Origin of the sequence: Paenibacillus macerans, from assembly GCF_050565405.1 — a bacterium.
GTDB classification, from domain to species: Bacteria; Bacillota; Bacilli; order Paenibacillales; family Paenibacillaceae; genus Fontibacillus; species Fontibacillus macerans_B.
Genome location: NZ_JBNYYG010000004.1, coordinates 40,008 through 53,911 on the forward strand (window position 1 = coordinate 40,008; position 13,904 = coordinate 53,911).

A 13,904-nucleotide genomic window follows, 5' to 3' on the forward strand; every position below is an offset into this window, starting at 1 on the left:
AAGAAGGGTGGGCCTGCTCGATGAGCGGCACACCCTTCGCTTATAGAGGTTGTTCAAAAAATCATCTTGGGATCACGAAGCAGAACATGAAGCTTAATCGACATCGAATCTTGAATTCAGCCGGGACTTCCGTTGCTCACGTAGATTTGTCTACGCTCCGCTACTCACTCCCTAGCCTCATCCAACCTTCTCGGTGCTGAAAAGCCGACTTTGGGAACAAACTTATAGGTTTATGTTCATTCCTCTTCTTCCGCCTCGGCCTGCAGCGATTCCAAGTACTCCGCCGTAGCCCGGTCGCGGTCCCTGCTCTTCTCCTTCAACCGTTCGATCGCCGGAAGAATCAAGATGTCGACTTCCTTCTGGACGGTGTAAGACAAATCGTACCGCTCCTGCGATTCCAGGTAAGACCCGACCTCCATCAAGGCGTTATATCGGTCAAGCTCCTCCCGGGTCAGCAGCCCTCGTACCTGTACGCTGCAGTGACGCATCCTAGAAGAATCTTCCTTTTTTCAGCACCAGCGGAATGCCGCCGATCGTGAACAGATAGCGAATGTCGACGACTTTCTTTAATTGGGCGGCTACCCAGCCCTTGTATTTCTTGCCGAAAGCGGTAGCGACGGCTTCCCCTTTGCCCAGCGAAGCGACCGTACCCTTATTGCTGAACACGAACTTCTTCAGCTCTTTGCCGCGAATCGAGGCCACCACGTTTTGCGCGCAGGTCACCCCTTGCTGCATGGCGATTTGTGCCGTAGGCGGATAGGGGCGGCCTTCCGGGTTAAACATCAGGGAGTTGTCCCCGATGATAAACACGTTATCATGGCCCGGAGCCCGCAAACAATCGTCGATTTTGACCCGGCCGCGAGCCGTTTCGAAGCCGGCTGCTTCAATCAGCCGATTGCCGCGAATCCCGCCCGTCCAGACGACCGTTTGCGATTTGATTTCTTCGCCGGAGGCCAAAACCACGCCATCCGGGGTGCATTCCTTGATCGCCACGCCGATTTTGAACTGCACGCCCTTCTTCTTGAGCACGTCCATCGCGTATTCGACCAGTTCCGGGTCGAAGCCCGGCAATGCCGTTGGCGCAGCTTCCACATTATATATGTTCACGAAATTGGGATCCACGTCATATTCCTTGCACAGCTGCGGGATACGATCGGCCAGTTCGGCCACGAATTCGATACCGCTGAAGCCGGCGCCGCCAACCACGAAATTCAAGCGGTCGGTACGGCTTTCGTCGGCTTTGTATAGAGCAAATTGATATTCGATATGCTGGCGAATCAAGCGGACGGAGTTGATGCTGCGGATCGTCATCGCATATTCCGTCAAACCCGGGATGCCAAATGATTCCGGCTCGCCGCCTAATGCGATAATCAGGTAATCATAAGAAAGGGTTCCGTCCTGCAGCACGACCTTTTTGTCGGCAAGACGAATTTCCTGTACATTCGATTTCACCAGGTCGATCTTGAATTCGTCGATTAGTTTGGAAATGGCCACCCGCGTATGCTCGATGGAATCGGTCCCTGCGGCAGGCATATGCAAATGCGTCGTAAAATAATGATAATCGTGGCGGTTCACCAAGGTGACGTCCGCTTCATTGTAATTCAACTCTTTTTGCAGTCGCTGGGCGGTAAGAATGCCGCCATAACCCGCACCGAGAATTACAATTTTGGGTATGGTACTCATGAAATTTGTTCTCCTTCCAAGTTTGAACACTCTATATTTGAAATTAAACCAAAAACCTTAATGTGAAAATTAACACATAAAAAATCAGTCTTCGGTACCAATCCTAACCTTTAAATGCAGATTCTGAGACATTTGTCACAAACAGTTTAAACCTTATCGGTATTATTATCAAAAACAATGCGCAGTATTTTCATAAATGTACTTTTTTCGTCACAAATATGAGTGCATACATTTGAATGATATCGACTTTTGCCCAAAAGATCAAGTCTTATTTACCCGTAGTTGTAGGACTTTCTACGTTTTTTATTCCATATTTTCGACAGTTTTCAACTTGCCTTTGTCAAGTCGGTGCGGGGCGATTATAATAAAGTAGAATTGACAATATAAAAATGAGAAACCATCTGGAGGTGTTTGGCCCGTGTCATCCCAAAACAACGGCGGCGAATTCACCGATCTCCTCATTATCGGAGGCGGACCGGCAGGCATGTTTGCCGCATTTTACGGCGGAATGAGAAAAGCTTCCGTTAAGCTTGTTGAAAGTATGCCTCAGCTGGGGGGGCAAGTCGCAGCCCTCTACCCTGAGAAATATATTTATGATGTAGCCGGCTTTCCCAAAGTGACCGGTCAGGAATTGATCGACAATTTGAACGAACAGCTAAAGCTGTTCGAACCGGACGTCCGGTTGGAAGAACGCGTGCTGCAAATCGAGAAGAAAGACGAACGCCATTTCGTCGTGACGACGGATAAAGAGGTTCACCACGCTCGCGCCTTGATCATCACGGCCGGCGTAGGCGCTTTCGAACCCCGACGGTTGGAGCTGGAGAACGCTTCCCGCTTCGAGAAAACCAACCTGCACTATTTCGTTAGCGATATGAACAAGTTCCGCGGCAAAAAGGTGCTGATCAGCGGCGGCGGCGATTCTGCGGTCGACTGGGCGCTCATGCTGGAGCCGATTGCCGAACAGGTCACGCTGATCCATCGCCGCGACAAATTCCGGGCCCATGAGCACAGCGTCGAGAATCTGATGGCTTCCCGCGTGCAGGTCATCACGCCGACGGAAATCGCCGAGCTGCATGGCGAAGAACGGATCGAACGCGTGACGCTGGCCCACGTAAAAACGCAAGAAACGCAAGAGCTTCCGGTGGACGACGTGATCGTCAATTTCGGCTTTGTTTCATCGCTCGGTCCGATCGCCGAATGGGGCCTCGACATCGAAGGCACCGCCATCGTTGTCGATTCCCGCATGGAGAGCTCGATTCCGGGCATTTTCGCCGCAGGCGACATCACGACTTATCCGGGCAAACTGGACCTGATCGCGGTGGGCTTCGGCGAAGCGCCTACGGCCGTCAACAATGCCAAGGTCTACATCGATCCGGAGGCGAAGTTGTCCCCGGGACACAGCAGCAATCTTAAGCTATAAACATTTACATGAGATTACAAATAAAAGGGTATCTTAACTTTACGGAAGATTAAGCCGTAAAGGAGAGATACCCTTTGCCTTATATATGCCCGTTATGCAACGGTTTGGCTGCATTGACCGCCACCTGCCCCGATTGCGGATACGTCCTTGAGAATGCTGGAAAAAAAGAAGATTACGCCGGGCCCTACAGCCCTTACGGCTCCGCGGATCAATATACCTCAGCGGTCTCCGCACGTATTCCTTCCGGCTGCGAACATGTCGTGCAGTGTCCACATTGTCATGAAGCTTATATATATCATGTCAACGCCTGGCAGGCGCCTTGAATGGTTTGTGGATAACTTCATTATAATTGGGCGGATATACAGGTTGTCCACCGTTTAGTGAATTACGGACGGTACGGCAAGCTCTATTTCGCGTTTACGGATTTCCGCTAACAGCAGTGCGATAAACTCCCGATCCAGGTTCAATTCCGTCGCCTTTTGGTAGGATTCAAGAAGCAATTCATCCGTTAACAGCGCCATTGGTGACACATCCTTTCTAGTATTTTCCTTATCATAGCAGGAAAAGATTAGTAGAACAAGTGTTCCTGTTATCCACAATCGCTTGTGGAAATCCTGTGAATAACGTGTTAGTAAATATCGAAAACCGTTGAAAAATATAATGGGATAATGTGGACAATAGTTATTCACAGGACAGATGTTCCCATTTTTCCCCAAAAATTTTTTTGTCTCCACGTGCTATGGGCTTACTGCGGCCGCGTATTCACTTCGAAAATCCAGATCTTCCCGTTCCGGTCTACTCCATAATCGAAGCCAAGCTCGCCGATCCCCGGAAAGCGGCTCTCCAGAATATGAATGCAGGTATTCGTCAGCGAGCGCATTTCCCCGCGTTTCCGGCCGCTGACTTTTCGGCTTAACGACCGGCTGAGGCCTTCGCGGGCGCTTAGCATGGTGCCGCCCTTGCACAGATTCGTAACGAACAACCCCGGGCGGGCCAACCGGCCTACCATAGAACGATAAACCCAGGCCCCATTATCCTTCACGACTTTCACCCTGTAATCGATCGGCCGACCGGCGATGCGCGCCAGATGAATCCCTTGTTGAATCATGTATTTCCGTCTGACCTTTACCCGGTTCAGCGCCCGGAACATCGCATGAAAGCCGGAAAAAGCATACCGCCGGGACATATAAGTAAAAGCGTATACCCCGCCAGCGTAAGTGACCTTGATGACACCGTATCCCCCGCCGCCACGGAGCGGTTTGATCACGACCATGCCAAACTGGTGCAGCATCCCTCTCAAGGAATCGGCACCGTACAATCGGGTTTGCGGTATGTGGGCGGCCACGTCCGCGTTGCTTAGAAGCGCCTCGGTCTTCAGCCATTTGTTGGCCAATTGTCTTCCCGCCATGACACCATCCCCTTTCTCGCACTATACGGTATATTACTCGTTTGAAGATTCATATTCTTGGATGATTGTCCAAGGCTTAAGCCTCTTTTCCCCCGCCGATGCGCAAAGGCTTTTTCTATGCAAACCTGAGAAATTAACGTATATTAATGGGGAACAATGGTCTATACCTAGCAGAGGAAGGGGAAATCGAAAGCTTTGAATACGGGGGATTCTTCATTCGCGGCATCCTTTTTTGAAGTGCTGTATTGGTTCGCCATGGTCGCCATGTCGCTGGTGTTGGCGGGAATTACCGTTGCGTTGTTCCTTACGGGCCTGAAAATGGTCAAAACGGCGCGCAAAGGCCTTGGCATAAGCTGTATCGTCTTTTCTCTAGTAGCCGCCTCCATGGTCGCGGTGATGGTAAACCGGCAATTTTTCTGATCCGGCCTAATGGCCGCTTGTCCGGTTGCGCTTCTCGTAGACTCAGGCCGTTACCTGAGGGTTCGGCGTGAGTCTTTTACCTAAAAAAGTGGAAACCATATCGATTCTGCACGTATTAACTACATATATTGTTTGCCCGGATCATGAACGAAAATATTGGAGGGTAATTCTGCATGGGTGATTCGCAACTATGGAGCGGCCGATTCAAAAAAATATTCCTGAATAACCGCTTTGTCCTGTTTATGCTCGTCTTGCTGCTGGTCGGCTTGAACATTTGGGTTTTCGCCAAAATCCCGTTCGTGTTCAAACCGCTTACGGTACTGTTCAAAACCGTCATGCTGCCGATTCTGCTGACCGGGGCGATTTATTATTTGTTAAACCCGCTGGTGGATTGGCTGGAAAGCAAAAAGGTCCGCCGGGTTTATACGATAACCGCCTTATACTTGCTGATCGCGGGGATCATTACGGTCCTGATCATGACCGTTATCCCGTTAGTGCAAGAGCAAATCACGAGCTTGATCGAAAATTTCCCTAGATACACTGCGGAAGTCCAACGGCAGTTCGAAAGCCTGATCGGCAGCAACTTTTTCCATCAGATTCAGGAGTCGACGGGCTTTAATCTCGACGATCTGTCCAGCTCCCTGTCGGAGCAGGGGACAGCCCTGCTGGACAACGCTTGGTCGGGCCTCGGCGGTTTCCTGGGCGCGGTCAAAAACGTCGTACTTGCCATCGTCACCGTGCCGTTCATTTTGTTCTATCTATTAAAAGACGGCAAAAAGCTGCCGCATTTCATCTTGCGCTTCGTGCCGGTGCGCTTTCGCCGGCAGACGCATCATGTGATGACGGAAATGAACGGTCAGATCAGCTCCTATATCCGCGGACAAATCATCGTCAGCTTCTGCATCGGGGCGTTGATGTATGTCGGCTTCCTCATCATCGGCCTCGACTATTCGCTGACGCTGGCGATCATCGCTTCGTTTACGAGCATCGTGCCGTATCTCGGTCCGGCCATCGCGATCACACCTGCGTTGATCATCGCCATCGTCACGTCGCCGATCATGCTGCTGAAGCTGATCGTCGTCTGGACGGTCGTGCAGCTGATCGAAGGCAAGTTCATCTCGCCGCAAATCATGGGCAAGACGCTAAGCGTTCATCCGATCACGATCATCTTCGTGATCCTGACCGCCGGCAACTTGTTTGGCATCATCGGCATCATTTTGGCCGTGCCGGGGTACGCGGTGCTGAAGGTCATTTGCACCCACTTGTTCCAATGGTTTGAACGGCGTTCGCATCTGTACGATCCGGAGGAGGAAGATGCGCCCGGCCTTGCCGAAACCAATGGCGCCGGGAACGTGGACGGACCTAAGGAATAAAAGCGGACCGGCGTAGAAACGTTCGAATGAATTGATACGCTCGAGCGAATCAGGAAACTCGATCGGGCTAAAGGCGGGTATTGACGCATGGTTCAAATGGTCAACCAGGATCCACGAACGATTGTTCAAAATAGGGGCAATTTTTGCCCTTATTTTGCTCTTTACGGCTCTATTTCGAAAAATAAAGGAACTTTTGTCCTCTATTTTATTGCCCCTCGCTCCAAAAGGAGCTTTTTCCGCGCATCGCCCTAAAATAAGGACATAAATGTCCCCTATTATCTCGCAATGCACATTTTTACGGAAAATAAGGGCTTTTTTTACCCTTATTATGGACTTGTGAAAAAAATCGGCCCCCGCAGAATCTGCGGGGGCCGTACTTATTATCATTCACCTGCATCTTTACCCTTAATCAATCGCAAGCTTGCGGTTGTCCCTCTTCGTCCTTCATGCGAAACGATTGGCCGCAGCCGCAGGTGGCGATGGCGTTCGGGTTGTGAATGGTGAACCCGCCGCTCATGCCGGATTCCTTGAAATCGATCTCCAGTCCGTTCAAATAACGGACGCTTTCCTTATCGACGACTACCTTGAGTCCTTGGATGTCCATGTATACATCCTCTTCGCTCTCCTGATCGTCGAGACCCATGCCATATGAGAAACCGCTGCAGCCGCCCGGATTCACGCCGACGCGAAGAAACATATTTGGCGTTTCCTCTTCCGCGAGCATATTTTTAATCCGCGCCATCGCGCTGTCGCTAATCGTAATCATCCCTGTCACACTCCTTTTAAGGTTGTTCAAAAAGTTATCTTTTGATCACGAAGCAGAACATGGAAGGGGATTCGACATCGAATCTTGAATTCAGCCGGGCCTTCCGTTGCTCACGTAGCCGGAGGCTACGCTGCGCTACTCGGTCCCTAGCTTCATCCAACCTTCTCGGTGCTGAAAACCTAACTTTTTGAACTTAAATTTAATTATAATGAAATTATACTCCTTCTCCTCCATCCGCTCAACAAATGTGATATTTCTTGTTGCAAACCTAATTTCTTCCGTTTGGGCTTATTGCCCCCTTGGGACGTGAGGTTTATAATAGGAAGGTAATTCATACAGTATGGTACAAGGCATTTACGCACTTGGAAACGGAGGGAACGATATGTTCACTGTTGTCACCCCTGACACCGATAAGAGAATGGCTGAAATTGCGGACAAAGTCCGAAATGGAGAACGTCTCACCCTCGAAGACGGGGTCTATTTATATGAAAGCAACGATCTATTGACCATCGGCCAATTAGCCAATGAGGCCAATTTGCGCAAGAATGGCAAAAAGGTATACTTCATCGAAAACATGAGCCTCTACTTCACGAACGTCTGCGAATCGCATTGCGCGTTTTGCAGTTTCCGCAAGGATCAAGGAGAAGAAGGGGCTTATACGCTTTCCGGGGAGGAAATGGTGGCTTACGTCAAGCAGCACATTACCCCCGGCGTACGCGAGTTCCATATCGTGGGCGGGCATAACAACCATGTGCCTTTCCAATATTACGTCGATTCGCTAAAAGCGCTGAAGGAAAATTTCCCCGAGGTGACGATCAAGGCATATACGGCGGCCGAGGTTGAATTTTTCACCCGAATTAGCGGTCTGAGCACCAAGGAAGTACTGCTCGAGCTGCAAAAGGCCGGCCTGGAGTCGCTGACCGGCGGCGGCGCGGAAATCTTGTCCGACCAGTACCGGGAAAAAATGAAGGTCGAAAAGGCGAATGTCGACCAATATCTCGACGTTCACCGGACCGCCCACCAACTGGGCATCAAGACGCCGACCACCATGCTGTACGGCTCGGTCGAATCCTATGAGGACCGGGTCCGTCATATGATGCAAATCCGCGATCTGCAGGACGAAACCGGCGGATTTAACGTGTTCATTCCATTGTCGATGCAGCCGCGCAACAAAAACGCCAGCATCATGCGCCGCAACTCGGCTTACGAGGATCTCAAGGCGATTGCTATTAGCCGGCTGATGCTGGATAACATCCCGCATATCAAAGCTTATTTCATCAACATCGGGGTGCAACTGACGCAAGTGGCGCTGACCTTCGGCGCTTCGGACGTGCACGGCACGATCCTGAAGGAGCAAATCAGCCACGCCGCCGGCGCGCAAACTCCGGAAGGGCTGACATTGAAAGAACTGATCTGGCTGGTCAAAGGAGCCGGACGCATCCCGGTTGAACGGGATACCTTCTATAACGAAGTACGGGTTTACGAATAAACCCTGCATCAACGTGCATTGCAAGGAACCAATAGGCCAAAGGGGAAATCGTATCGTATGAGGCAGTTCGTTGTTCTTGGTGGAGGTTATGGCGGAACGGCCGTGATTCACGAGTTGTTCAAAGGTTATATTCCTTCGGACGTACAAATCGTATTGGTAGACCGTATGCCTTTTCAAAGCTTAAAGACCGAATATTACGCGCTTGCGGCCGGAACGGCCAGCGATCACGAATTACGGGTCCCTTATCCTACCTATCCGGGCCTGAACATGAAATACGGGGAAGTCGCCGCTTTGGATTTGGAGCGGCGACTGGTTCTGTTTGAAGAGGGGGATCCGCTGGAATATGACCAGTTGGTGATTGCCCTCGGCTGTACCGATAATTATCATCATATTCCCGGCGCCGGCGAGCATTCCTGCAGCATCCAATCGTTTGCGGCCGTCCGGGAAACTTACATGCGGCTGAACAACGCCAGGCCGTATGCCAAAATCAATATCGTCGGCGGCGGACTAAGCGGCGTCGAGCTGGCCGCCGAGCTGCGGGAGAGCCGGCCCGATTTGAACATTGCCATCGTCGACCGCGGCTCACGATTGCTGTCCGCCTTCCCGCCGAAGGTGTCCGGCTACGTGGCCAAATGGTTCCACGAGCATGACATCGAAACGCTCTCGCACATTTCAATTGGCGCCCTCGAGTCCGGGGTCATCCGGCACGAACAAGGCGAAATCGCCTCCGATGTCACCGTGTGGACGGCGGGGATCCGGCCGGCTTCGCTCGTTCAGGCCATGGACGTGGCCAAGGACCGGCAGGGCCGCGTGCTGCTGAACGAATACTACCAAATTCCGGAGTATCCGGAGGTGTTCGTTTGCGGCGATTGCGCCAGCCTGCCGTTTTCGCCCAGCGCCCAAGCCGCCGAAGGTCAAGGCCATCACATCGGCCAGGTCGCGGCCGCCTTATGGCGCGGCGAACCGCCGCGGCTGCAGCCGATCAAGCTCAAGGGCACGCTTGGCTCGCTTGGCAAGAAAGCCGGCTTTGGCCTCATGGGCCGGACGCAGGTGACGGGCCGCGTACCGCGGCTGCTCAAAAGCGGCGTACTGTGGATGTCCAAACATCATATTGGGTAAACTCGTGGAGGGAGCGAGGTTTGAGGACTACGTCCCGGAATGCGTCTCCCTGATGATCCGGAGAATCCGCTCCGCCAGCTGATCGGCATTTTCCGCTTCGACCTGCTCCCCGTCAACCAGGACGTAGGGGAACAGGTAACAGATCCCGCAGCTGGTGAGACAGCCGTACTCATAAACGTCGCAGTCGTATTGTTCCCGCACCTTTTGGATGGCTTCAGCCGTACCGAAGCCGGCGTTGTTCGCGCAAAATTCAAGGATGGGCTTCAAATCGTCGCCTCCCCATGAAGAAGCATTTAAATTTTAGACATTATGTAATATAATAAATCAAGAAAGGAGTTGAAAACAATGAGTGAAAGCGTACAAGATCAATTGTATGATGAAGTATTGGAAGTTTTGGACAAACTGCGTCCTTTCCTGCAGCGCGACGGTGGCGACGTTGAACTCGTCGATGTGGAAGACGGCATCGTGAAGCTGAAATTGATGGGTGCCTGCGGCAGCTGCCCAAGCTCCACCATCACCCTCAAAGCAGGGATCGAACGCGCTCTGTTCGAAGAAGTAGAAGGCGTTGAAGAGGTCGTTCAAGTATTCTAATTTCGATTGTTCGCATCCATGAAATTTAACGCTCTTCAGCAAGAGGGGTTTAAAGTAAACCCGGCCCGCCGGCAGCATTGCCGGAAGGCCGGGTTTTTGTTTGGCATTTGACCGGGTACGCCAAGCTATTCTAAATAGTAACCGCGAAGCCGGCGGAGTTCTTCCAGGCCCAGGCCCAAGCCGCTCGTCCAATACGCTTCGAAGTCGCCGTACTTACGGTCGATCTCGTCAAAAGCGGCCTGCAGGTAGGAAGGTCTGGCTTCCAGCATCCCGGACCGCACCTCCTCCGGCAAGCCCTTCATCGCTTCCGCCCAGGCCGGGTCGCCCCCGTCGCCGACTTCGCCCTTCAGACGTTCCGCAAACCGGTTCGTCAGCGCATAATCGCTTAAGATATCTTCGCGGTCGACGCCAAGCGCCTGCAAAATCAACGAACCGACGAAGCCGGTGCGGTCCTTGCCCGCCGCGCAGTGGAAGAGTATCGGCGCTCCTTGCTGATCGAGCAGCCGGCGCAGGAAACGGGCCGCCAGCTCCGTATTGCCGGCCATCATCCGGTTCGCATCGGCCAGCATGTCCAACGTCATGCCGGCCATGCCGGCGGCGGTCATCTCTCCGGGATCGGCCGAAGCCATGAAGGAGAGATTCTCGTTCAGCTCGCCGCCGATGCGCGGGCTGGGATAGCGGCGGACTTCCCCCGGCGTGCGCAGGTCGCAAATCCAGACGATGCCGAGGCTGCGAGCATATTCAATATCTTGCTCCGTCATGCGGGCGAGCTCGGCCGAACGGTACAGCTTTCCCCATTGTACGCGGTGGCCGTCGGCCGCCGCATAACCGCCCATATCCCGAAAGTTCGGAACACGCTCCAACGGAACGATCCGCTCCGCTACCGTCGGCAGGAGTTCATCGCCCAGCCGGATATGATAATAGCTGCGCCCTTCCGGCTGCGGATCGGCAAAAGCGTGCGCGGATGCGCCTAATGTTTCCGCGATCAGCCTGGCCTCCTGTTCCGCGAATTGCGGGCGTGGGCTCCAATAGATTTGCACCGGCAGGTCCGCTTCCTTCTGTAACCAGAGCAAGCGCAGTTCCCCCGCTTCCGTCCGCTCCAGTCTGACCCGCTCTTCCCGCAAGCCGGCCGTTTCGATTTTTCTCATCATTTGAATAGGGCTCCTTCCCATTTGAACGTTTGCTACGATTTTTTGCGGAGACTCAGCTTCAACCGGTTGGAAATAAGCTCGACACTGAATACCATAGCAAAAATGACAAAGCCGACGAATAACGCCTGATCAAACCGGTAACTCCGCATCGCATGGGACAGTTCGAAGCCGATACCGCCCGCGCCCACGGCGCCCAGAATCGTCGATTCCGCCAAATCCCCCTCGAACCGCATGACGCACCACGACAGCAACGCCGACAGTGCGCAGGGCAGCACTCCCTGGATCACGATGGCCAACCAGCCCGCTCCCGTGGCGCGCAACGCCTCGATCACGCCCTTGTCCACTTCTTCCAGCGACTGGGCGAACACTTTGATCAAGCTGCCGATCGCCCCAACCATAATCGCCAGCACGCCGGGCAGCGGCCCCATGCCGACCGACACAATGAAGATCAGCGCCCAGACCAGCGTCGGAATCGCTCTCAGCAAGGAGGCGGCGCCACGCACAAGCCAGGCGACTGCGGGATGCGGCGTAATATTGTCGGCAGCCAGAAACGCGAGAAAGAAGGATGCGATGATCGCCAGCACCGTGCCGAGCACGGCCACCTGAATGGACTCCGCCGCCGCGGACAGCACGTAGGTCCATTGTGAGACATCCGGCGGGAACATCTTGCTTGCCGTACCGGCGAACTTCGCCGCTCCCTCCAGCAGTCTGGCGTAATCTAGATCAAGCTGGATCAGGCAAAAGACGAAAAAGGCGGCCGCCCCGGCTCCGTACCCGGCGAGCGCCAGCTTTCGCCTGGCCGCTTGCCGCTTGGCTAATCGTAATCGCCCGTTTGCGGCCATAACATTTGGCGCATGTTCGTTCATTCAGATCAGCCTCCTTCTGATCCGGCCCGTCAGAAATTCCGTACCCAGGACAATAATCAGCACGAGAAGGATCGCCATACTGACCTCCTTGTATTGAAACAGCTTGATGCCGGATTGAATCGCAAACCCCAGCCCGCCTCCGCCGACCATGCCAACGATGGTCGAGGCCCGCACGTTGATCTCCAGATTGAACAGCGACCAGCCGATAAAGCTGGGCAGAAACTGCGGCAACACGGCTTGCGTCAGCACGGCCCAGTAGCCCGCGCCGGTTGCCCGGAGCGCCTCGACCTGGCCCATGTCGATCTCCTCCAGCGAATCGGCGTAGCAGCGTACGAGCATGCCGATCGATACGAGCAACAGGGACAAGATGCCCACCAGATTGCCCAGCCCGAAGGAAGCGACAAACAGGATCGTCCAGATCATTACCGGAATATTGCGCAGCATGGCGGATATGCCGCGAACAGCCACGCGGAGCGCCGAATTCGGCGATGTCGTGGCCGCCGCGAACAGCGCCAGAAAACCGGCGACCAGCGAGCCGATGACCATGGCGACGAAGCTCATGTAGATCGTATCGAGCGCCGGGTCAATCAGGCCGGGAAACTTGGCGGTATCCGGCGGCAGCAAATCGACGAACAGAAACCTCGCCCCGTTGCCGAGTCCGCCCCAAACCGCCGCAGGATTAAAGCCCGTGCCGATCGCCGACCATACGGTCAGCCCGATCAGCAAGACGAGAAAAAGAATCGTCTGATTGCGTTTGGTTTGCCGGATATGGCGCAACCCACGATGATCCCGCTTCATACGGCCGCCTCCGCCGCCTTCCGGGGCTCCGGCTCGCTAAACACGGCGTCCCTTGGTGCCCGGGCATAGATTTTGGCAATGATGTCGTCCGTCAGTTCCTCCGGCGTCCCGTCGAAAATTTTCGTCCCCTTATGGATACCGATGATGCGGGTAGCGTACTTGCGGGCCATATCGACCTGATGCAGATTGCACAGGCAAGCGATGCCGTCTTCCTTGCAAAAACGGTGCAAGCTGCTCATCACCGTCTCGGAGGAAGCCGGATCCAGACTGGCGATCGGCTCGTCGGCCAAAATCAGCTTTGGCTTCTGGGCGAGCGCCCGGGCGATGCCGACCCGCTGCTGCTGACCTCCGCTGAGTTCGTCGGCCCGCTTATAGATTTGCTCCCCCAAGCCGACGCGCTCCAGCAAGCGCTCGGCCTCCTGGACGTCCTGCTTGGAGAACAACCCCAATGCTCCGCGCCAACTGCTCATATATCCAAGCCGGCCGTGCAGGACATTGGTCAGGACGGACACGCGTTCCACCAGATTAAAGCCCTGGAAAATCATACTGATTTCCCGGCGGAGCCGCCGCAGCTTCCGCCCGCCGGTTCCCACGCTCTCTTCTCCCTGAAACCGGATGCTGCCCGACGTCGGCTCGACGATCCGGTTCAGGCAGCGGAGGAGCGTGCTTTTGCCCGCTCCGCTCGGCCCGATGACCGTGACGAATTCCCCCGCCTCCACCCGGATATCGATGCCGCCCAGCCCCACGGTTCCGTCCGCGTAAACTTTCCGCAAACCTTCCACCTGCAGCAATGGCATTTTTTCAACCCTCCGTCTCTTAG

General features: G+C 54.0%; 16 protein-coding genes. 6 read left to right on the forward strand and 10 right to left on the reverse strand.

The genetic code is table 11. The features are described 5' to 3' along the window. Positions 1-236: 236 nt before the first annotated feature. Both ACQ4N8_RS04885 and ACQ4N8_RS04890 read right to left on the reverse strand, forming a co-directional pair. Positions 237-488, reverse strand: a complete 252-nt coding sequence (locus ACQ4N8_RS04885; RefSeq protein WP_430703225.1) for a hypothetical protein — start codon at positions 486-488, stop codon at positions 237-239. A 1-nt stretch (position 489) separates the two neighbouring features. After that, a complete protein-coding gene (locus ACQ4N8_RS04890) occupies positions 490-1,683 on the reverse strand; it encodes an NAD(P)/FAD-dependent oxidoreductase (protein WP_430703226.1) in 1,194 nt (397 codons plus the stop codon). 418 nt (positions 1,684-2,101) lie between these two features. Here ACQ4N8_RS04890 and ACQ4N8_RS04895 point away from each other — a divergent pair, with 418 nt between their 5' ends. Continuing rightward, entirely contained in the window at positions 2,102-3,103 is a 1,002-nt protein-coding gene (locus ACQ4N8_RS04895) for an NAD(P)/FAD-dependent oxidoreductase (RefSeq protein WP_430703227.1), read from the forward strand. Positions 3,104-3,480: 377 nt separating this feature from the next. On the opposite strand, the gene ACQ4N8_RS04900 is transcribed toward ACQ4N8_RS04895, so the two are convergent. Both ACQ4N8_RS04900 and ACQ4N8_RS04905 read right to left on the reverse strand, forming a co-directional pair. Then, positions 3,481-3,624 (reverse strand): sporulation histidine kinase inhibitor Sda, encoded by a 144-nt coding sequence (locus tag ACQ4N8_RS04900; protein WP_430703228.1) that lies wholly within the window; start codon positions 3,622-3,624, stop codon positions 3,481-3,483. A gap of 224 nt (positions 3,625-3,848) precedes the next feature. Next, a complete protein-coding gene (locus tag ACQ4N8_RS04905; RefSeq protein ID WP_430703229.1) occupies positions 3,849-4,511 on the reverse strand; it encodes a YheC/YheD family protein in 663 nt (220 codons plus the stop codon). A 195-nt stretch (positions 4,512-4,706) separates the two neighbouring features. Between ACQ4N8_RS04905 and ACQ4N8_RS04910 the strand changes: the two genes are divergently transcribed. Next, positions 4,707-4,931, forward strand: coding sequence for a hypothetical protein (locus ACQ4N8_RS04910; protein ID WP_430703230.1), 225 nt, complete (start codon positions 4,707-4,709; stop codon positions 4,929-4,931). Between the two features lie 173 nt (positions 4,932-5,104). Continuing rightward, positions 5,105-6,304, forward strand: coding sequence for an AI-2E family transporter (locus ACQ4N8_RS04915; protein ID WP_430703231.1), 1,200 nt, complete (start codon positions 5,105-5,107; stop codon positions 6,302-6,304). 409 nt (positions 6,305-6,713) lie between these two features. Here the strand turns inward: ACQ4N8_RS04915 and ACQ4N8_RS04920 are convergent, their stop codons facing one another. After that, complete coding sequence (locus ACQ4N8_RS04920) at positions 6,714-7,070, reverse strand: HesB/IscA family protein (protein WP_430703232.1); 357 nt, start codon at positions 7,068-7,070, stop codon at positions 6,714-6,716. 382 nt (positions 7,071-7,452) lie between these two features. Between ACQ4N8_RS04920 and mqnE the strand changes: the two genes are divergently transcribed. Together mqnE and ACQ4N8_RS04930 are read left to right on the forward strand one after the other, a co-directional pair. Continuing rightward, positions 7,453-8,559, forward strand: a complete 1,107-nt coding sequence (mqnE, locus tag ACQ4N8_RS04925) for an aminofutalosine synthase MqnE (protein WP_430703233.1) — start codon at positions 7,453-7,455, stop codon at positions 8,557-8,559. 57 nt (positions 8,560-8,616) lie between these two features. Further along, a complete protein-coding gene (locus tag ACQ4N8_RS04930) occupies positions 8,617-9,678 on the forward strand; it encodes an NAD(P)/FAD-dependent oxidoreductase (RefSeq protein WP_430703234.1) in 1,062 nt (353 codons plus the stop codon). Between the two features lie 27 nt (positions 9,679-9,705). On the opposite strand, the gene ACQ4N8_RS04935 is transcribed toward ACQ4N8_RS04930, so the two are convergent. Continuing rightward, complete coding sequence (locus tag ACQ4N8_RS04935) at positions 9,706-9,945, reverse strand: YuzB family protein (RefSeq protein WP_430703235.1); 240 nt, start codon at positions 9,943-9,945, stop codon at positions 9,706-9,708. A gap of 78 nt (positions 9,946-10,023) precedes the next feature. On the opposite strand from ACQ4N8_RS04935, the gene ACQ4N8_RS04940 reads away from it, so the two are divergent. Further along, positions 10,024-10,269 (forward strand): NifU family protein, encoded by a 246-nt coding sequence (locus ACQ4N8_RS04940; RefSeq protein WP_155606181.1) that lies wholly within the window; start codon positions 10,024-10,026, stop codon positions 10,267-10,269. Between the two features lie 125 nt (positions 10,270-10,394). On the opposite strand, the gene ACQ4N8_RS04945 is transcribed toward ACQ4N8_RS04940, so the two are convergent. From ACQ4N8_RS04945 to phnC, 4 genes are read right to left on the reverse strand one after another with little or no spacing between them, the layout of a single operon-like run. Beyond that, a complete protein-coding gene (locus ACQ4N8_RS04945) occupies positions 10,395-11,420 on the reverse strand; it encodes a tyrosine-protein phosphatase (RefSeq protein ID WP_430703236.1) in 1,026 nt (341 codons plus the stop codon). 32 nt (positions 11,421-11,452) lie between these two features. Next, on the reverse strand, positions 11,453-12,286 hold the full coding sequence (gene phnE / locus ACQ4N8_RS04950; protein WP_430703237.1) for a phosphonate ABC transporter, permease protein PhnE: 834 nt from the start codon (positions 12,284-12,286) through the stop codon (positions 11,453-11,455). Beyond that, a complete protein-coding gene (gene phnE / locus ACQ4N8_RS04955) occupies positions 12,287-13,084 on the reverse strand; it encodes a phosphonate ABC transporter, permease protein PhnE (protein ID WP_430703238.1) in 798 nt (265 codons plus the stop codon). Continuing rightward, on the reverse strand, positions 13,081-13,881 hold the full coding sequence (gene phnC / locus ACQ4N8_RS04960) for a phosphonate ABC transporter ATP-binding protein (protein WP_430703239.1): 801 nt from the start codon (positions 13,879-13,881) through the stop codon (positions 13,081-13,083). Before phnC ends, phnE (ACQ4N8_RS04955) begins: the two co-directional genes overlap by 4 nt. Between the last annotated feature and the right edge of the window lie 23 nt (positions 13,882-13,904).